This is a genomic window from Serratia sp. CY33525 (assembly GCF_052169115.1).
Classification (GTDB): Bacteria; Pseudomonadota; Gammaproteobacteria; order Enterobacterales; family Enterobacteriaceae; genus Serratia; species Serratia sarumanii.
Genome location: NZ_JBJNLK010000009.1, coordinates 164,101 through 182,105, shown reverse-complemented (window position 1 = coordinate 182,105; position 18,005 = coordinate 164,101). Strand labels below are relative to the sequence as shown.

16 protein-coding genes and 1 riboswitch are annotated in these 18,005 nt (G+C 60.9%); of the genes, 11 read left to right on the top strand and 5 right to left on the bottom strand.

The genetic code is table 11. The features are described 5' to 3' along the window. Positions 1-45: 45 nt before the first annotated feature. A riboswitch (M-box (ykoK) riboswitch) is annotated at positions 46-219 on the top strand. Between the two features lie 77 nt (positions 220-296). From ACJ8IM_RS20440 to ACJ8IM_RS20425, 4 genes are all read left to right on the top strand, one after another. Further along, on the top strand, positions 297-1,319 hold the full coding sequence (locus ACJ8IM_RS20440) for a magnesium transporter (protein WP_033653108.1): 1,023 nt from the start codon (positions 297-299) through the stop codon (positions 1,317-1,319). Between the two features lie 130 nt (positions 1,320-1,449). Beyond that, the gene (mgtS, locus tag ACJ8IM_RS20435; protein ID WP_004938109.1) at positions 1,450-1,542 is read left to right on the top strand and encodes a protein MgtS; all 93 of its coding nucleotides are present in this window, start codon (positions 1,450-1,452) and stop codon (positions 1,540-1,542) included. Positions 1,543-1,651: 109 nt separating this feature from the next. After that, positions 1,652-1,831, top strand: coding sequence for a hypothetical protein (locus tag ACJ8IM_RS20430; protein ID WP_033634607.1), 180 nt, complete (start codon positions 1,652-1,654; stop codon positions 1,829-1,831). A 26-nt stretch (positions 1,832-1,857) separates the two neighbouring features. Further along, positions 1,858-3,234 (top strand): cation diffusion facilitator family transporter, encoded by a 1,377-nt coding sequence (locus ACJ8IM_RS20425; protein ID WP_033653109.1) that lies wholly within the window; start codon positions 1,858-1,860, stop codon positions 3,232-3,234. On the opposite strand, the gene ACJ8IM_RS20420 is transcribed toward ACJ8IM_RS20425, so the two are convergent. Next, positions 3,177-4,022, bottom strand: coding sequence for an inositol monophosphatase family protein (locus ACJ8IM_RS20420; protein ID WP_033653110.1), 846 nt, complete (start codon positions 4,020-4,022; stop codon positions 3,177-3,179). The genes ACJ8IM_RS20425 and ACJ8IM_RS20420 overlap by 58 nt on opposite strands. A gap of 134 nt (positions 4,023-4,156) precedes the next feature. Beyond that, the gene (locus ACJ8IM_RS20415; protein WP_033653111.1) at positions 4,157-5,887 is read right to left on the bottom strand and encodes an ABC-F family ATP-binding cassette domain-containing protein; all 1,731 of its coding nucleotides are present in this window, start codon (positions 5,885-5,887) and stop codon (positions 4,157-4,159) included. Between the two features lie 450 nt (positions 5,888-6,337). Here ACJ8IM_RS20415 and ACJ8IM_RS20410 point away from each other — a divergent pair, with 450 nt between their 5' ends. Continuing rightward, on the top strand, positions 6,338-8,767 hold the full coding sequence (locus ACJ8IM_RS20410; RefSeq protein ID WP_048322081.1) for a DUF3772 domain-containing protein: 2,430 nt from the start codon (positions 6,338-6,340) through the stop codon (positions 8,765-8,767). Positions 8,768-8,815: 48 nt separating this feature from the next. Here ACJ8IM_RS20410 and ACJ8IM_RS20405 read toward each other — a convergent pair whose 3' ends face one another. Beyond that, entirely contained in the window at positions 8,816-8,983 is a 168-nt protein-coding gene (locus tag ACJ8IM_RS20405; RefSeq protein ID WP_226873088.1) for a hypothetical protein, read from the bottom strand. Between the two features lie 620 nt (positions 8,984-9,603). On the opposite strand from ACJ8IM_RS20405, the gene ACJ8IM_RS20400 reads away from it, so the two are divergent. The 3 genes from ACJ8IM_RS20400 to ACJ8IM_RS20390 all read left to right on the top strand — a co-directional run bounded on the left by ACJ8IM_RS20400 (position 9,604) and on the right by ACJ8IM_RS20390 (position 11,986). After that, the gene (locus ACJ8IM_RS20400) at positions 9,604-11,046 is read left to right on the top strand and encodes a GGDEF domain-containing protein (RefSeq protein WP_033648375.1); all 1,443 of its coding nucleotides are present in this window, start codon (positions 9,604-9,606) and stop codon (positions 11,044-11,046) included. Positions 11,047-11,150: 104 nt separating this feature from the next. Then, on the top strand, positions 11,151-11,501 hold the full coding sequence (locus ACJ8IM_RS20395) for a DUF1428 domain-containing protein (protein ID WP_033634599.1): 351 nt from the start codon (positions 11,151-11,153) through the stop codon (positions 11,499-11,501). A gap of 11 nt (positions 11,502-11,512) precedes the next feature. Further along, on the top strand, positions 11,513-11,986 hold the full coding sequence (locus tag ACJ8IM_RS20390; RefSeq protein WP_033653113.1) for a VOC family protein: 474 nt from the start codon (positions 11,513-11,515) through the stop codon (positions 11,984-11,986). Here ACJ8IM_RS20390 and ACJ8IM_RS20385 read toward each other — a convergent pair. Further along, positions 11,983-12,165 (bottom strand): hypothetical protein, encoded by a 183-nt coding sequence (locus tag ACJ8IM_RS20385; RefSeq protein ID WP_154231753.1) that lies wholly within the window; start codon positions 12,163-12,165, stop codon positions 11,983-11,985. The two genes, ACJ8IM_RS20390 and ACJ8IM_RS20385, sit on opposite strands and share 4 nt — an antisense overlap. An 81-nt stretch (positions 12,166-12,246) precedes the next feature. On the opposite strand from ACJ8IM_RS20385, the gene ACJ8IM_RS20380 reads away from it, so the two are divergent. From ACJ8IM_RS20380 to ACJ8IM_RS20370, 3 genes are all read left to right on the top strand, one after another. Then, positions 12,247-13,590, top strand: a complete 1,344-nt coding sequence (locus ACJ8IM_RS20380; RefSeq protein WP_033653114.1) for a D-serine ammonia-lyase — start codon at positions 12,247-12,249, stop codon at positions 13,588-13,590. 353 nt (positions 13,591-13,943) lie between these two features. Next, on the top strand, positions 13,944-15,299 hold the full coding sequence (locus tag ACJ8IM_RS20375) for an MFS transporter (RefSeq protein WP_033653115.1): 1,356 nt from the start codon (positions 13,944-13,946) through the stop codon (positions 15,297-15,299). Between the two features lie 4 nt (positions 15,300-15,303). Continuing rightward, positions 15,304-16,482, top strand: a complete 1,179-nt coding sequence (locus ACJ8IM_RS20370; RefSeq protein ID WP_033653116.1) for a 4-hydroxybenzoate 3-monooxygenase — start codon at positions 15,304-15,306, stop codon at positions 16,480-16,482. Between the two features lie 70 nt (positions 16,483-16,552). Here ACJ8IM_RS20370 and ACJ8IM_RS20365 read toward each other — a convergent pair whose 3' ends face one another. Next, a complete protein-coding gene (locus tag ACJ8IM_RS20365; RefSeq protein ID WP_101426945.1) occupies positions 16,553-17,989 on the bottom strand; it encodes a 6-phospho-beta-glucosidase in 1,437 nt (478 codons plus the stop codon). Positions 17,990-18,005: the final 16 nt, after the last annotated feature.

The following is an 18,005-nucleotide window of genomic DNA, read 5'->3' as shown; positions in this document are numbered from 1 at the left end:
TCCCGCCGGATAAAACACCGCCTATACTGCGCCGGTAGTTTATATGCAGTATCTCGTTTGGCGAGGCTCCTATACAAACACAGGTTACTGATCTGACGACATCGAGAGATGCCCAAGGTTAAGACAGGCTTTATCGGATTAAGGTTCAGCCCAAAGTAACTTCCGAGCAACAATTCGGATACGTTGTATAGTGCTAAAACCTGGACGCGGAGATAGGCAGTCTGCACTCCCCCTCTGTGGTTACGCCCCTATGCGATTCGCTGTTGAAGTTCAAAACAGAAATAGGGACTGACAAAATGATAAAGTCACATCAACACTATTCTTCTCCGGCGCTGAGCGCGACTGAAACTCTCGACGAGACATCGGTCGCCGGCTATATGAACGCCGATTTTATTACCGTTCCCGCGACGATGACGGTCAATCATGCCCGGGAATATTTACTTTCACAGCTTAAAACGGATGAAATTCCCACCCGGGTATTTATTACCGCGGACGATTATCATCTGCGCGGCACACTGTCGGTGAAAAAACTGCTGCAGTGCGACGAGCAGGATAAAGCGGTCGGCGTGATGATGGATCACAGCTATTTTCAGGTTTCACCCGACGACGATCGCAACGACGTGGCGCATCTGCTCGGCAAGGGCGGCCTGGACGTGGTGCCGGTCGTGGCGAACAACACGCTGGTCGGCGTGCTGGGGGAGCGAGAGATCGCCCGGCTGGTCGAGGCTGAAAACACCGAAGACGCGCAGCGCCAGGGCGCGAGCCTGCCGCTGGACAAGCCTTATCTGGAGACCAGCCCGTGGGCGCTGTGGCGCAAACGCTCGGTGTGGCTGCTGATGCTGTTCGTCGCCGAGGCTTACACCGGCAACGTGCTCAAGGCGTTTGAAGAGCAACTCGAAGCGGCGATCGCGCTGGCGTTCTTTATCCCGCTGCTGATCGGCACCGGCGGCAACAGCGGCACCCAGATCACCTCGACGCTGGTGCGCGCCATGGCGCTGGGCGAGGTCAGCCTGCGCAATCTTGGCGCGGTGATCCGCAAAGAGGTCACGACCTCGCTGCTGATCGCCGTCACCATTGGCCTGGCGGCCTGGGTGCGCGCCTGGATCATGGGCGTCGGCATGGAGGTGACGCTGGTGGTCAGCCTGTCGCTGGTGGCGATCACCGTGTGGAGCGCGATTGTCTCGTCGATCATTCCGATGCTGTTGAAACGGCTCGGCATCGATCCGGCGGTGGTGTCGGCGCCGTTTATCGCCACCTTTATCGACGGCACCGGCCTGATTATTTATTTCAAAATTGCCCAGTACGTTTTGGGGATTTAAATGGTTCCCGCTCTAAAAGGGCGGGAGTGTGACAAAAAAGAGGAGGACGTTAAAAAATATGGATACCGACCAACCCCGATATTTAACGCGAGGGGATTTTATCGATAACATTTAACCTGAGGAAAAAACAATGGGAAACATGACTATTTTTATGGGATTCCTGGCAATGATCAGCTCACTGGGCCTGTTGGCGGCCTATATGAGCACCAAATGGGATGATTGATGAACGCAAAAGATCCGCCTAGATGCATCCTCCCCGTAACCGTTATTTATTATGGGGAGGATTTTTAGCGGCGCGCCGAACGCGCGGCCTGATACAGGAGTTGATAATAATGACGATTCTTATTCTGGGATTGCTCTACGCCATTTTAATGATCTCGGTTGGCGTTAATGAGATTTATTTTTATTCCACCGGAAAATCCAATTTTCTTACTAGCCTCATGCTGACATTCTCTGGCAGTATGCTGCTGATCGCCGTTGTCTGGCAATTATCCTCTAAAATAAAAAAATAAATCACCGTCCGAATGTGAGCAGCATAATGCAGAATGAAAAACAGGCCGTGGCCAGAAACTCGATGATCGCCAGCGGGTTACTGGCCACGGGCAAATTTGTCGCCGGCATTTTTACCGGCAGTATTGGCCTGATATCCGAAGGGATCCACTCTTTCACCGATTTTATCGCCACCAGCATCACCTGGCTGGCGGTGCGCATCAGCGATAAGCCCGCCGATGACGATCACCACTTCGGCCACGGCAAGGTGGAAAACCTGGCGGCGCTGTTCGAGGTGCTGCTGTTGCTGGGCGCCGCCGGTTGGATTGTCTATGAGGCGGGCAGCAGCCTGCTCGGGCAGCCGCATGAGATCGTCGCCGCGCCGGTGGTGATCGCGGTGCTGCTGATTTCCATCTGCGTCGATTTCTTCCGCGTGCGGGCGCTCAACCGCGTCGCCAAAGCGACCGACAGCGCGGCGCTGGAAGCGGATGCGCTGCATTTCTTCTCCGACATGCTTTCGTCCGGCGTGGTGCTGCTGGGCATGGTGTTTGTGCTGCTGGGCTTTGGCCGCGCGGACGCCATCGCCGCGCTGATCGTCGCCGGCTTTATCTTTGTCGCCGCGATCAAACTGGGTAAACGCTCCTTCGATTCACTGATGGATGCCGCGCCGGCCGGGGCTACTGAGGCTATCCGCGCCACGCTGGCAAGTTTTCCGGCGGTGCTGGCCTGCGACAGCGTGCGCATTCGCAATGCCGGCGCGGTGCTGTTCGTCGAGATCACGGTGGCGGTGTGCCGCACCTTGCCGCTGGAGCGCATCGACGCGCTGAAGCGAGAGATCGTCGAGCGACTGCGGGAGCACTACGCCAGGGCGGAATTCACCGTCATCGCGGTGCCGCAGACCCGCAGCGATGAAGACATGGCGACGCGCATTCGGGCGATCGCCGCCAACCACGGCGCGCAGGTACAGAATGTGACCTTGCAGCAGCTGCCGACGCGCATGGCGATCGGCATGGATTTGGCGGTGCCGGCCAACGCCAGCGTGGCGCAGGCGCATGACATCGCCACGGAGATAGAGGGGATCCTGCGCCAGGCGATCGGTGAAGACACCGAGATAGAGACGCACCTGGAGCCGCAGACGCCGCACTGGCTGACCAGCGAGGATGTCGAGGCGACGGAGCTGGCCGATATTCGGCGGATCCTGCAGTCGGCGCTGGAGCGAGGGGAGAACGTGCAGGACGTACACAACGTCCGCGCGCGCAAGAGCGACGGCGGCATCATCGTCAACTTCCACTGCCGGGTGTCGCCGGCGGTGACCATCGCCGCCGCGCACGATGCGGTCGATCGGGTCGAGCGCCGGCTGCGCGCGCTTTATCCGGCCATCACGCGCGCGATAGGGCACGTCGAGCCGATCAAGCCCGGCATATGAATCAGCTCGGCCAACTGCGGGTAGAGCGCCGCGTTGGCCAGCAGCAGCGGGTTGCCGCGCCGCAGCCCGTCGTTGTGCATAAAGTCATTCGCCACGCCGCCGGCTTCGCGCGTCAGCACCCACCCAGGCAGGCTGTCCCAGGCGTTCATATGCGGTTCGTAATAGCCCAGCAGCCGCCCGGCGGCCACCTGGGCGGTCATCAACGCGCCGGAGCCGCTGCGCACGAACATCCCGCCCGCCTGCAGCAGGCGACAGAGAAAGCCGCTGAATTCCGCCGCCGAGGCGCGCGGGGAAATCCCGACGCCCATCACGCCATCCGCGACGCTGCGCCCGGCATGCACAGCGATCGGCTCCCCATTGAGAAAGGCGCCGCCGCCGCGACAGGCGCGGAACATCTCGCGGTGGTTGGGATCGTAGACCACGCCTATCGTAGGCTCGCCGTCGATCACCACGCCTATCGCGATACACCAGGTATGCAATCCGTTCAGGAAGCAGGCGGTGCCGTCAATCGGATCGACGACCCAAATGCAGGCGGCATTCTCGCCGGCGCTGCCGCTTTCCTCGCCGAGAAACCCATCCTGGGGAAAACGGCGGCTGATCATGCGGCGGATTAGCGCTTCGACGCGGCGATCGGCCTCGCTGACCACGTCCTGCAGCCCCTGTTTGAAGTCGATGGCCAGGGTTTGCCGCCGTTGATAAAAGCTGAAGGCGAGATCGGCGGCGGCGCGGGCGATCTCACGCGCGAAGCGGTAGCGCGCCTCGATGTCCCGTGGGGCAAGTGAAGTCATGGCAGGCTCGATAGCAAAGAACGAATCGGTTAACCCTGCCATAAAAGGATGAAGGTAATGTGTCGAACAGCGCGGCGGGGATGAAAAGCGCAGCTGCACGTCAAAAACAGGCCGCCGTTCGGCGGCCTGTGGGGTTAGCCCAGATTCAACCGGGCGGTGATGTCGGCAATCTCGCGGCGCCAGCGCGCCTGAAGCGCCGGTTTCTGGTGCTTGGGCTTGCGCGCCAGGTCGTCCTCCAGTTTGCTTTCTAGGGCCAACAGCGCGGCCAACAGCGCTTCTTCGTCTTCCAGTCGCTCGTGCGGCGTCGGGCCGTCTGCGTTGGCCTTGCCCGCCGTCGGCAGCGCCGGCGTTTCGCCCGCCAGGCGCTGATACACCGGCGCCAGATCGTGCCACTCCTCCAGTTTTTGCTGGTCGATCAGCCAAAAGCGGTTGCAGCTCTGTTCGATCAGCATCCGGTCATGGGTGACCAACATGACGGCGCCGGCGAACTGGCGCAGCGTTTCCGCCAACTCTTCTTTGCCCGCCATATCCAGGTGGTTGGTGGGCTCGTCCAGCAGCAGCAGCGAATGGTTGGCCAGCGTCAGGCCGACGAACAGCAGCCGCGAACGCTCGCCGCCGCTCAGCGAACGGATCTGCTGATGATGGCGCAGGTAAGGGAAGCCGGCGCCGATCAGCGCCATTTTCCGCTGTTCCTCGGTCAGCGGCGCAAACTGCGCCAGCGCTTCGCTCAACGTGTCTTCATCGCGCAGCTGTTGCAGGCTCTGATCGTAATAGCCAATGCGCACGCGCGGGTGGAAGATCGCCGGGCGTTCCGTGGGCTGCTGATACGCCTGCCACAGCAAGCGCAGCAGCGACGATTTACCGCAGCCGTTGCGCCCGACGATGGCGATGCGATCGCCGCTTTTCACCCGCAGATGTGCCAGGCTGAACAGCACCGGCGCCTCCGGCGCCGGGCGCACGGCCCATTGTGGCAGCGCCAGCAGGCGATCGGCGTCCAGCGCCTCTCCCTGCAGTCGCAGCCGCCACGGGCTGCCGGCGGTCAGGGTGGTCTGTTCTTCCTTCAACCGATCGACGCGCTTTTCCATTTGCTTGGCTTTGCGCGCCAGATCTTCGTTGTCATAGACCTTGCCCCAGGTCGCCAGACGTTTGGCGCTTTTTTCCACCCGGTCTATCTCTTTTTGCTCGGCCCGACGGCGGTGCTCGTCCGCAGCGTCCTGTTCTGCCAGCGCCTGACGCGCGGCGGAGCAGGGCAAGCGGAAAAACTGCAGCGTTTTGTCGCGCAGGATCCAGGTACAGTTGGTCACCTGATCGAGCAGATAGCGATCGTGCGACACCAGCACGAAGCTGCCGTTCCAGCTGCGCAAGAACTGCTCCAGCCACAGCAGCGTGGGCAGATCCAGGTGGTTGCTGGGCTCGTCGAGCAGCAGCAGATCGGGCTGACGGATCAGCGCGCGCGCCAGCAGCAGGCGGGTGTGCTGGCCGCCGCTGAGGGTGCCGGCGGTCAACGTCCAGCTCGCCGGTTCAAACCCCAGCTCGGCGAGCAGCGCTTCACAGCGCCAGCGTTCGCTGAGGTGTTGGCTCGCCGGAAGCCGCGCCAGCACCGCATCCAGCAGAGTGCAGGCGTGCAGCTCGGGTGGCAGGTGTTGTTCGATGCGCGCCATCAGGCATTGTTGTGACAATGTCACCGTTCCGCTGTGGATGGGCAGGGCGCCGCTGAGCAGTTGCAGCAGGGTGCTTTTGCCGCAGCCGTTGTCGCCGATCAAACCGATGCGATCGCCTTTTTTCAGGGTGAAGGAAATCTCGCTCAGCAGGACGCCGAACGCGTTGTCGTAACCGACAGATTGTGCAGACAGTAGTGTGCTCATTGCTTACTCAAGAGTTACAGGCATGGCAATGCCTATCGTCAAACATCGCTGACGACAACCCGGTAAGCCGGAGGGAAGATCCTGGATTTTAGTAAGCTTCGCTCAAGCTGGGTTATCGCAGCACGATACCGGTAATGCTTGAGCGGCGACGATTACCAAAGAAGTGTGAGTGAAAAAACAATTCACACGTCAGCATAGTAAGTCTCCTTTTATTGGTTGCAGGTTAATCGGTGGCTGGAGTATAGAGCGCCTTGTGCCGTATCGCCAGTGTAAAAGCGCCTGAATAATCAGCAGGCTAAGGAGGGCGCGCGCGCGTGGCACACAATGGGAATAATTACTGTATTTCGGCCGACATTAAGCAGCTATTATAATTAGCGTTTATGGTTAAGCGACGGTTCATCCGCCGCCTGTTCGTCTGTCTATCAGATAATGATGCTGAGCACTGAATTTATGTTAAAGCCTCGCCCGTTCCTGCTGTTGTTGTTATTGCTGTTTGGTTTGCAACTGACGCCGTTCGGCGCCGTCGCCGCCGCCCAGGATGATCCCGCCGCCGAAAGCGCGCCCGATCCCGCTACGCAGCTGAAAGCCGCGCAAAAGCAGTTGGACAGCATGAAGCAGCTGGTTTCCAAAGCGACCACCGATAACCAGCTCAGCAAACTGCGGCTGGCGACCGACGATCTGGTCGCCAGCATGGAAAAGCTCGCCACCGATCTGCAGCCCGAGCAGGACAAACTGAAAGCGCAGCTGGACGTCCTGGGGCCGGCCCCGGCGGCTGGCGCGCTGCCTGAAACCCCGGCGGTGGCCCAGCAGCGCAACGCGCTGAACAACAGCAAGAAACAGCTGGATGATGCGGTAAAACGCGCTCAGGCCATCAAGACCAGCGCCTTCGAGCTGGGGCAACAGATCGGCGATCTGCGCCGGGTGGCGTTTAAAACCCAGCTGGCGCTGAATACCGGCAGCATTCTGGGCATCAAATTCTGGGCGCCGGTGCTGCAGCCGTCCGAAAATGACGTGCAGCGGCTGGATCAGTTCAACGCTGAGATGAAAGCGGCCTGGGATGCCAGTTGGCAGGACGAGTGGCGTTACGGCACGCTGGCGTTGTTGGCGCTGGCGGTGATTGTCTGGTCCTGGGGGCGCTATTTCTCCGAGCGTTTCCTTGCCTGGGTCAGCATCCGTTTCCTGCCGGACGGGCGTCTGCGCCGCAGCTTTATGGCGCTCGTCACCGTGGTGGTGACGGTGATCACCACCTCTATCGCGCTGAACCTGTTGTATTACGTCTTTGTTCGCGTGCAGCCGCTGCCGGTGATGCTGGAGGACTTCGCCGAAGGCTTTAACCGTCTGGGGATTTTCTGCGCGCTGATCGCCGGGCTGGGGCGTGCGGCGCTGTCGCTGAATCGCCCATCGTGGCGCTTGGCTTCCATGGATAACGAGGTGGCCGCCGGGCTGCGTTACTTCTCGCCGCTGCTGGCCGGCCTGGCGTTGGCGTTCGGCACCGTGGAGCTGATCAACAACGTCGTCAGCGCCTCATTGGCCACCACCATCTTCGGCAACGGCCTGGTGGCGGGTCTGATCGGCATGGTGCTGCTGGCGGCGCCACTTCGCGGCCAGCGCATTCGGCGCCGGCTGGAACAGCAGGGCGCGCACCTGGAAAAACGCACGCTGGTCAGCGGGCTGGTGCACCTCGTCACCCTGGTCTGTTCGGTGGTGATCCTGTTTTCCCTGCTTATCGGCTACATCGCCTTCGCCCGCTTCCTGACCTACCAACTGATCTGGGTGGTGCTGGTGCTGATGGCGTTCTATTTTATGGTGCTGTTCGCCACCGATTTGTGCGCCGCGCTGTTTTCGCCGCAGACCGTCAGCGGCAAGATGCTGAAAAAAACGCTCAGCTTCAAGGATCGCCATTTGGAGCAGATGGCGATCATCACCACCGCGCTGGCCAAATGTTCGCTGTTGCTGTTGATGATTGTCTCGCTGTTCAACGGCTCGTTCGGCAGCACCACGCCGGGCTCGCTGATGGAGAAAATCGTCTCCATCCTGACCGGTGAAGGCTTGCAGCGTTTCAACATCGTGCCCGGCAACCTGCTCAACGCCGTGATCTGCCTGGCGATCGGTATCTATATTCTGCGCGCGGTGCGGCGCTGGCTGGGATCTGAACTGCTGCCGAAAACCATCTCGGACGTCGGTATCCGCGCCTCGCTGGTGACGCTGTTCAGCAATATCGGCTATGTGCTGGTGATACTGATCACCCTGGCGGCGCTGGGCATCCAGTGGAGCAACCTGGCGTGGATCGTCAGCGCCCTGTCGGTCGGCATCGGTTTCGGTTTGCAGGAGATCGTGAAGAACTTTATTTCCGGCCTGATCCTGCTGACCGAGCGCCCGGTGAAGGTGGGGGATATGATCGGCATCGGCGGCGTGGAAGGCGACGTGCGGCGCATCAACGTGCGCGCCACCGAAATCCAGCTCAGTGACCGCTCCACCATGATCGTACCGAACTCGCAGCTGATCTCGCAGAACGTGCGCAACGCCACCATGGGCAACGCGCAAGGGGTGGTGACCATCGCGCTGACGTTCCCGACCGACATTGATCCGGAGCAGGTGCGCAATATTCTGCTTAACGCTTACCACGAATACGAAAACATCCTGGAAACGCCGGCGCCTTACGTGCGCTTCAGCCAGCTGGGGCCGGACGGCATTATCCTGAGCGTGACCGGCTATGTGCCGAGCCCGCGCATGGTCGGCGCGACCAAGAGCGAACTGCTGTTCAACATCCTCAAGCTGCTGCGCGCGCAGCGTGTCAGCCTGTCCAGCCCGCAGGAAGTGGTGTTTATGAAGCAGCAGGCGACGCGATATCAGGCCAACGAAGAGGAACACTCCTCCTAATTCAGCCCTGAGGCGGCGGGCCGTTAAGCGACGGCCCGCCGAATGCGGCTAGTACATCGACGGCTCCACCGATTGCGAACAGTCGCTGTTGGCGCTGGATTTGGTGCAGGTATAAGGCTCATTCGGCGAGGCCGAAGGCGCATTCGACGGGCCGCTACCGCCGCCGATGCACCCGCTCAGCATCAGCATCAAAAACACGAGAGTAATCTTCTTCATCTCACCGTCCTCCATTGCGATTCCTCCCTTAAGTATATGTCGGGAAAGCGAACGGCACCGCTCGCCGGTGCGATCTATACATCCTTCGATGCCTTGTTGGCGCACAACGTCGGCGAATGAGGAGAAAAAGATGCGAACTGACGACGAGTTGACCCGCTTCCAGGCAGGGCTGTGTCAACTATGACGGCGCGCGTCTGGCGGCGCTGCCGTGCGCCAGTCACTTCGCGTCGCTGCTGCGGCCGGCGTTGTTCAACCGTGCGCTGATGGATTTCTCGCTGGTGTAGACTTCAATGAGTGTTAAGAAGAACTATTCTTGGTATCGATAAATATTTCCAACTATAAATGTCTCCGCACATCGCCCAATCTTTAGGAACAAGACGGCGGTTTTTGCCGGTGTCAGGCCGGCTGGGGCGTGGCTGCTTCAGCAGTTTTTGCGCCAGACGAGCAACTGCCGTCAATACATTGATACACAAATATATTTTCCCTTGATGAATAAACAGGTGCTCGGGCCGCTAAAACTGGCAATAATAGGTTGGTCGGCCGCTTATCTTCTCCTCATCGTCGACGGTTGTGACACGAACAGATTGTCACCTTACACAGCAGAAGTCTCTGGATCCAAGATGCAAACCACCTCGTTGTCCGATACCCGGAAAATCTGGCCCGCACTCACCGTCTTTTTGTTGGTGTTCGCGGCTTGCCTGCTGGGCATCGTCAGCCGTCCCGTCGGATTTTTGGCGGTATTCTGGCCGGTCAACGCCGTACTGCTGGCGGTTCTGGTGCGCTGCCCGCAGTGGGCTACGCGCGCCGGCTGGGGCATGGCGGTGCTGGGGTATCTGGCGGCGGATCTGCTGACCGGCAGCTCGCTGCAAAAGGCGTTGCTGCTGAACGCCGCCAATCTGACCGGCGTGGTGGTGGGGTATCTGCTGTTCATGCGGCTGTCGCCGCCGGCGCGCATGCTGCAGCGCGGCGCCTCCAGCATGTACCTGTTCGGTATTTGCCTGGCCGCCGCCGCCGCGACCGGTGTGGTGGGCGCGGGAGTCTCGCAGTGGCTGTTCGGCAGGCCCTATTTAACCTCGCTGGCGCTGTGGTTCTCGTCCGAATTCACCAACTACGTCACGCTGATGCCGTTTATTCTGGTGTTTCCCGCTGATTGGCGCTATCGCCTGCGCGTGGCCTGCGCCATGTTGACGCAGCGCAGCCAATGGCCGCAGGCGGGGCGGAAAATGGCGGTGTTGGCGCTGCTGGCGCTGGCGGCGGTCTGCAGCGTGCTGATCGGCGGCCCCGGCGCGGTGATCTTTCCCATGCCGGTGCTGCTGTGGCTGGCGATGTCCTTTTCGCTGTTCAGCACCATGATCGCGGTGCTGGTTTATGTGCTGTGGTGCCATCTGGCGATCGATTTCGGGTTGCTGAGCACCACGCTCGACATGAAGGTGCTGCAGAACACGGTATCGATGCGTTTGGGCATCGCGCTGCTGGCGCTGGGGCCGATTGCCGTCGCCAGCATGAACTATGCGCGCAACGCGCTGTTGCGCACGCTGGAGCACGTGGCGAGTCACGATGCGTTGACCCACGTGCTGACGCGCAATGCGTTTATGCAGCGCGGCGAGCGAGTGATAGACCAGAAAGGCGAGCTGGTGTGCGTCATGATGCTCGACATCGATTACTTCAAATCGATCAATGATCGTTTCGGCCACGCCGGTGGCGATCAGGCGCTGATGGCGTTTACCCGTGCGATTGCCGCCGATCTGAGCGTCGATGATCTGTTCGGCCGCATGGGCGGGGAAGAGTTCGCCATCGTCTCGACGCTCGGCCAGCCGCAGCAGGGGGTGCAGCTGGCCGAACGGCTGCGGCAACGCATTGAGGCGGAATCGATCACCATGCCGGCCGGCCATCCGCTGCAGATCACCGTCAGCATCGGCATGGTAACCTGCCCGGGCGGTTCCGGCCACAGCCTGGCCGACCTGCTCAAACTGGCGGATCTGGCGGTATACAAAGCGAAAAACGCCGGCCGTAACCGGGTCGCCACGCCGGAATCTTGCCCGCCGAACGATCCTGACCGCTGAACTTCCGATCCGTGCCGCACGCCCGCCGTCTAAACTGGTAGGGGGCGCGGACTACTTTGCCCGCGCTGAACCGACTGTCCTTAATCAGACAAGAGGATATCAGAATGAAATACGTAGATGGGTTTGTGGTGGCGGTGCCGGCCGCCAATAAGGAGGCATATCACCGGTTGGCGGCCGCAGCGGCGCCGCTGTTTAAAGAGTTTGGCGCCACGCGCGTCGTGGAGTGCTGGGGCGATGATGTGCCCGACGGCAAACTTACCGACTTTCGCGGCGCGGTGAAGGCGCAGGAAGGCGAAGTGGTGGTGTTCAGCTGGATAGAGTACCCCTCCAAGGCGGTGCGCGACGCCGCCAACGAGAAAATGATGAACGATCCGCGCATGAAGGCGCTGGGCGAGATGCCGTTTGACGGCAAGCGCATGATCTTTGGCGGGTTCGCGCCGATCCTCGATACCTGAAGGAGGCGCAGATGGCCAGAATTACGCAACATCTGTGGTTTGAAAAAGACATGGAGGCGGCGCTGAATTGCTATGTCGCGCTGATCTCCGGTTCGTCCGTGAACTGGTTTTCCGATCTGCCGGCGGATACGCCGAGCGGCCCGGCCGGCAGCGTGAAGCTGGCTTCCTTCACCCTGGGCGACCAGCGCTATGCGGCGATCGAAGCCGGGCCGTTGGATCCGTTCAACCACAGCTTCTCCGTGATGGTGGAATGCGACGATCAGGCGGAGGTCGACCGGCTGTGGGACGCGTTGTGCGTGGGCGGCGAGGCGGAGCAGTGCGGCTGGCTGCGCGATCGCTGGGGGTTGTGCTGGCAGATCGTGCCGCGGCGCCTGACCGAACTGATGAACGATCCTGACGCCGCCCGCGTGCGGCGGGTCACGGAAGCGATGCTGCTGATGGGCAAAATCGATATCGCCGGCCTGGAAGCAGCGGCGCGGGGTTAGCGGATAAAAGATGCATCGAGAGCGCAGCACTTAACGCATCGGCGCTGGTTTCCCTCGGCATTCCCGGCGGCATCGCCGCGAAAACCGGCGGTGCGCCGATTTTGCCGGGCGTGGCGGGTATTCTGATCTGGTTTGGCGTCGCGGCCGGGTAGCGCCGCGCTTGCATCAATCTGTTGCATCTCAAGCTCAGTATTTATCATTTGTCAGCCGCCGGCGTTCGCGGCATGGTGACGGCAACGCCAAATCAGTCAGGGACACTTATGCAAAAATCACAGATTCAACCGTGGGTTGCGCAGCACCCGCTGTTGCAACGAATGGTCGCCCTCGAGCCTATCACCTGGTTCAATCCGCGCGCGACAACGCTGGCCGCAGGCTTGCCCCATGTCGGCCTGACCGCCGCCGACGTCGCCGCCGCGGAGCAGCGCCTGGCGCGCTTTGCGCCTTATCTCGCCGTGGCCTTCCCGGAAACCCGGCCGACAAAGGGGATCATCGAATCCGAGCTGGTGGCGATCCCCGCCATGCAGCAGGCGTTGGACCTGCGCTATGGGCTGCGGCTTGGCGGGAAGCTGCTGCTGAAAAAGGACAGCCATCTGCCGATCTCCGGCTCAATCAAGGCGCGCGGCGGCATTTACGAGGTGCTGACGCATGCGGAGACGCTGGCGCTGGAGGCGGGGCTGCTGCAGATCGGCGACGACTACGCCCGGCTGTTTTCCGACGAGTTTCGCCAGTTCTTCCGCCAGTACCGCATCGCCGTCGGTTCGACCGGCAACCTGGGGCTCTCTATCGGCATCATCAGCGCCCGACTGGGGTTTGACGTCAGCGTCCACATGTCGGCGGATGCGCGGGCGTGGAAGAAGCAAAAGCTGCGCGACAACGGCGTCACGGTGGTGGAGTACGCCGAAGATTACGGTGTGGCGGTCGAGCAGGGGCGCAAGCAGGCGGCGAGCGATCCGCGCTGTTTCTTTATCGATGATGAAAACTCGCAAACCCTGTTTCTCGGCTACGCGGTGGCCGGCGGCCGCCTGAAGCGGCAGTTTGACCAACAGGGCATCGTGGTGGACGCACAGCATCCGCTGTTCGTGTATCTGCCGTGCGGCGTCGGCGGTGGGCCGGGCGGCGTGGCGTTTGGCCTCAAGCTGGCCTTCGGCGACCATGTTCACTGCGTTTTCGCCGAGCCGACCCATTCGCCCTGCATGTTGCTCGGCGTTTACAGCGGGCTGCACGACGGCATTGCGGTGCAGGATCTTGGCATCGATAACCGCACCGCAGCGGACGGGCTGGCGGTGGGACGCGCCTCCGGCTTTGTCGGGCGGGCGATGGAGCGCCTGTTGAGCGCATTTTACACCCTGAGCGACGAAGAGATGTTTGCGCTGCTCGGGCTGTTGGACAAGCACGAACATCTTCAGCTGGAGCCGTCCGCGCTGGCCGGCATGGCCGGGCCGTGGCGCGTTGCGGCCCAGGCGCGGCAGCTCAGCGAGCAAGGCGTGAGCACAGAGAGCCTGGCGCAGGCGACGCACCTGGTGTGGGCGACCGGTGGCGGCATGGTGCCGCCGGCGGAAATGGCGAAGTACCTCGCCGCCGGGCAGGCGTCTCTGAGTCAATAAGGGCGTTTCTTGCGCTCGCTCCCTTTTTAGGGGGCGAGCGCCGTTCGAAAAGCGTCTGGTAGCGGCAATGTTTCTGAAATGTTAATTGAATCACAAACCCTCATTCTGTGGTAACGGAAAAAATAACCCCATCCCATTAATAGTAAATAAAATTATTTTATTTAACGTCCTCTGATGTTCGTTTATCGCACGCTTATTGTTTTAACAATATTGAAGCATTCGCCGTGGGGTGGTTTGATTTAATTGTCGATTAACGAACTATGTTCCGATAATCGCACAAATTAACCCTCTTGCCGGTACGCAACCGGTTGTTCTGTGCGGTGAGGGTTGCCGCACCCCCTGAGGAGCAAGCCATGCCACACGATAACAACGTAGAAATCCGAGGGTTTATCGATGACCAGCCATTTTCTCGCTACCAGTGGTTGATACTGGTTTTGTGTTTCTTGACGGTAGCGCTGGACGGCTTCGATACCGCCATTATCGGTTTCATTGCCACGTCGCTGGTGCAGGAATGGGGAATAGAAAAAACCTCTCTGGGGCCGGTGATGAGCGCTGCTTTGGTCGGCCTGGCGGTGGGCGCGTTGGCCGCCGGGCCGTTGGCGGATCGCATCGGGCGCAAGAAAGTGCTGGTGATCTCGCTGCTGCTGTTCGGCGGCTTCAGTTTGCTGACCGCCTTCGCCGGCTCGCTGTCGACGCTGACGTTGTTGCGTTTCCTGACGGGGCTGGGATTGGGGGCGGCCATGCCCAATGCCGCCACGCTGATGTCGGAATATGCGCCTCAGCGCTGCCGGGCTCTGATGGTGAATCTGATGTTTTGCGGTTTTCCTCTCGGCTCATCGCTGGGCGGCTTTTCTTCCGCCTGGCTGATCCCGCATTTCGGCTGGCAGAGCGTGATGGTGCTGGGTGGCGTTATGCCGCTGCTGCTGGCGCTGGTCTTGATCGCCGCCTTGCCCGAATCCGCGCGCTTTATGGTTGCGCGCGGCTATGCCGCAGAACGCATCGCCAAAGTGTTGAAGCGCATTGCGCCACTCCCAAAGACGCCGCATTTCATGTTGCAGGAAGAGGGGCAGATAAAGGCGGCCTCGCCGCTGGGGATGATTTTTTCCCGTCGCTATCTGCTGGGCACCTTGATGCTGTGCCTGACTTACTTTATGGGGTTGATGATTTTCTATCTGCTGACCAGTTGGCTGCCCCTGTTGATCCGTGAAACCGGCGCTTCCGTCACGCAGGCGTCGCTGATCACCGCGCTGTTTCCGCTCGGCGGGGGGCTTGGCGTATTGATTATCGGTTGGTTGATGGATCGCATGAACCCGCACAAGGTGGTGGCCGTCGGCTATTTGCTCACCGGCCTGTTCGTCGGCATCATCGGCTTTGTCTATAGCTACCCGCCGCTGATGGCGATCACGGTGTTCATCGCCGGCACCTGCATGAACGGCGCGCAGTCATCCATGCCGGCCCTGGCAGCCGGATTTTATCCCACCCAGAGCCGGGCGACCGGCGTGGCATGGATGCTCGGTCTCGGGCGTTTTGGCGGCATTCTGGGGGCGATGAGCGGTGGTGCGCTGATGCAGATGCAGCTGTCGTTCAGCACCATATTCACACTGCTGGCCATCCCGGCGCTGATCGCGGCGCTGGCGTTGATCGCCAAGCACCTTTCCGGCTACCCGGCGCTGCCGGCGCCGCTCAATAAAAATGCTGTGAGGGAATAATACTATGCGCACACAGGTTGCGATAATCGGCGCCGGACCGGCCGGCTTGATGTTGTCTCATCTGCTGCATCTGCATGGCGTGGAATCGGTGGTGTTGGAAACGCGCAGCCGGGCGGCGGTGGAATCGACCATTCGCGCCGGGGTGCTCGAACAAGGGACGGTCGATCTGCTCAACCAGGTCGGATTGGGAGAGCGGATGCGGCGGGAAGGGGCGCGGCATCAGGGCATCCGGTTGGCATTCGGTGGCCGTCAGCACCGCATCGATCTGGCAGGATTGACCGACCGCGCCGTCACCGTTTATGCCCAGCACGAAGTCTTGAAAGACCTGATCGCCGCGCGTGTGGCGGCGCAGGGGCAACTGTTTTTCGAGGTGGAGCAGGTTGAATTGAAGGCGCTGGACAGCGCGCAGCCCGAGGTTCACTACCGTCACGCAGACCAGCCGCGCCGGCTCCGCTGCGACTTCGTCATCGGATGCGACGGATTCCACGGCATCAGCCGCGCGGCGATGCCCGGCGGGCTGCGGCAGGATTACACCCGCATCTATCCGTTCGGCTGGTTCGGCATTCTGGTCGAAGCGCCGCCGTCCAGCGATGAGCTGATCTACGCCTGCCATCCGCGCGGCTTTGCGCTGATCAGCACCCGTTCGGCCGGTGTACAGCGCATGTATTTTCAGTGTGATCCGGCGGAACAGGTCGATCAATGGTCGGACGATCGCATCTGGCACGAACTGGAACAGCGGCTGGAAAACCATGAAGGCTGGGCGCTGAAAAAGGGCCGTATCTTCCAGAAAAACGTGGTCGGCATGCGCAGCTTCGTTACAGAACCGATGCGCTACAGACGCCTGCTGCTGGCGGGCGACGCGGCGCATATCGTGCCGCCGACCGGCGCCAAAGGGCTGAATCTGGCGATGGCCGATGTCTGCCTGTTGTCCCAGGCGCTGGAAACATTTTACCGGCGAGGCGACTGGCAACGGCTGGACGAGTACAGCGACACCGCTTTGCAGCGGGTCTGGCGCGCAGAGCATTTTTCCTGGTGGATGACCCACATGCTGCATACCCGTCGGGACGACACGCCTTTCGAGCATCGGCTGCAACTGTCAGAATTGCAGTACACGGTGAAATCGCGCAGCGCCATGACGATGCTGGCGGAGAATTATGTCGGGGCGCCATTCCCGGCACTATAAGCGAAAATGCCCATGCCGTGAGGCATGGGCGGCGTGCGGCGAGCAGGGCCACCTGATTGCCTGCGTGCGGTTACAGCTGTTCGCCGTTGCTGGCGATCACCCGGCGGTACCAGTCGAAGCTCTTCTTGCGCGAGCGCTCGAGCGTGCCGGTGCCGTCGTCGTGTTTGTCGACGTAGATGAAGCCGTAGCGTTTGCTGTACTCGCCGGTGGTGAACGACACGCAGTCGATGCAGCCCCACGGCGTGTAGCCGATCAGGTCTACGCCGTCTTCAATCACCGCTTTTTTCATCTCTTCGATATGGGCGCGCAGATAGTCGATGCGGTAGTCATCGTTGATCTGACCGTCCGCTTCCACCTTGTCGAAGGCGCCGAAGCCGTTCTCCACGATAAACAGCGGCTTCTGGTAGCGTTCATACAGCACGTTCAGCGAATAGCGCAGCCCGACCGGATCGATCTGCCAGCCCCAGTCGGAGGCCTTGACGTGCGGGTTCGGCACGTTGCCCGGGAAGCCGAACATGCCGTCGCTGCCGTCCACCGCGTTAGCCTGCAGGGCGTTGCTCATGTAATAGCTGAAGCCGATGTAGTCGGTGCAGCCCTCGCGCAGGATCTGCGCGTCCTGCGGCTGCATCTCTATCTTCAGCCCTTTGCGTTCCCAATCGCGCAGCAGGTAGCTTGGGTAGTAACCGCGCATCTGCACGTCGGTATACAGATAGCGTTGGTGCATCGCCTCGACGGCGTACATCACGTCGTCCGGCTTGCAGGAGTACGGGTAGAACGGCACGCAGGCCAGCATGCAGCCGATCTTGAATTCCGGGTTGATCTGATGGCCGAGTTTGACCACCTGCGCGCTGGCGACGAACTGGTGGTGCAGCACCTGATACAGCGCCTGTTCCGGGTTGTCTTCCCGGGTGTAGTCCACGCCGGAGCAGCAGTAGCCGAACAGCGGATAACGGTAGTTGCTCTGGTTGTTGATCTCGTTGAAGGTCATCCAGTACTTCACTTTTTCGCGGTAGCGGCGCATCACCACCTCGCTGAAGCGCACGAAGAACTCCACCACCCGGCGATTTTTCCAGCCGCCGTAGGCCTTCACCAGATGGTAAGGCATTTCGAAGTGCGACAGGGTGATCACCGGCTGGATGCCGTATTTCAGCAGTTCGTCGAACAGGTCGTCGTAAAACTGCAGGCCGGCTTCGTTCGGCGCCGCTTCGTCGCCGTTCGGGAAGATGCGCGTCCAGGCGATCGAGGTGCGGAAGCATTTGAAGCCCATCTCGGCGAACAGCGCCACGTCCTGCTTATAGCGGCCGTAGAAATCCACCGCTTCGTGGTTGGGGTAGCGATAGCCGTCGAGCACGCCGTCGGTCATCACGCGATCCACGCCGTGCGAGCCGCCGGACAGCACGTCGGCGATGCTGGGCCCTTTACCGCCCCGATCCCAACCGCCTTCAACCTGGTGCGCGGCGACCGCGCCCCCCCACAGAAAATCCTTCGGCAACTGTTTCATCGTCAATGTCTCATCGGTTTAT

Excerpts from the sequence above, each read along its gene's own strand:
- ACJ8IM_RS20440 (WP_033653108.1), top strand. The coding sequence starts at position 297 with ATGATAAAGTCACATCAACACTATTCTTCTCCGGCGCTGAGCGCGACT.
- mgtS (WP_004938109.1), top strand. The coding sequence starts at position 1,450 with ATGGGAAACATGACTATTTTTATGGGATTCCTGGCAATGATCAGCTCA.
- ACJ8IM_RS20430 (WP_033634607.1), top strand. The coding sequence starts at position 1,652 with ATGACGATTCTTATTCTGGGATTGCTCTACGCCATTTTAATGATCTCG.
- ACJ8IM_RS20425 (WP_033653109.1), top strand. The coding sequence starts at position 1,858 with ATGCAGAATGAAAAACAGGCCGTGGCCAGAAACTCGATGATCGCCAGC.
- ACJ8IM_RS20420 (WP_033653110.1), bottom strand. The coding sequence starts at position 4,022 with ATGACTTCACTTGCCCCACGGGACATCGAGGCGCGCTACCGCTTCGCG.
- ACJ8IM_RS20415 (WP_033653111.1), bottom strand. The coding sequence starts at position 5,887 with ATGAGCACACTACTGTCTGCACAATCTGTCGGTTACGACAACGCGTTC.
- ACJ8IM_RS20410 (WP_048322081.1), top strand. The coding sequence starts at position 6,338 with ATGTTAAAGCCTCGCCCGTTCCTGCTGTTGTTGTTATTGCTGTTTGGT.
- ACJ8IM_RS20405 (WP_226873088.1), bottom strand. The coding sequence starts at position 8,983 with ATGAAGAAGATTACTCTCGTGTTTTTGATGCTGATGCTGAGCGGGTGC.
- ACJ8IM_RS20400 (WP_033648375.1), top strand. The coding sequence starts at position 9,604 with ATGCAAACCACCTCGTTGTCCGATACCCGGAAAATCTGGCCCGCACTC.
- ACJ8IM_RS20395 (WP_033634599.1), top strand. The coding sequence starts at position 11,151 with ATGAAATACGTAGATGGGTTTGTGGTGGCGGTGCCGGCCGCCAATAAG.
- ACJ8IM_RS20390 (WP_033653113.1), top strand. The coding sequence starts at position 11,513 with ATGGCCAGAATTACGCAACATCTGTGGTTTGAAAAAGACATGGAGGCG.
- ACJ8IM_RS20385 (WP_154231753.1), bottom strand. The coding sequence starts at position 12,165 with ATGCAACAGATTGATGCAAGCGCGGCGCTACCCGGCCGCGACGCCAAA.
- ACJ8IM_RS20380 (WP_033653114.1), top strand. The coding sequence starts at position 12,247 with ATGCAAAAATCACAGATTCAACCGTGGGTTGCGCAGCACCCGCTGTTG.
- ACJ8IM_RS20375 (WP_033653115.1), top strand. The coding sequence starts at position 13,944 with ATGCCACACGATAACAACGTAGAAATCCGAGGGTTTATCGATGACCAG.
- ACJ8IM_RS20370 (WP_033653116.1), top strand. The coding sequence starts at position 15,304 with ATGCGCACACAGGTTGCGATAATCGGCGCCGGACCGGCCGGCTTGATG.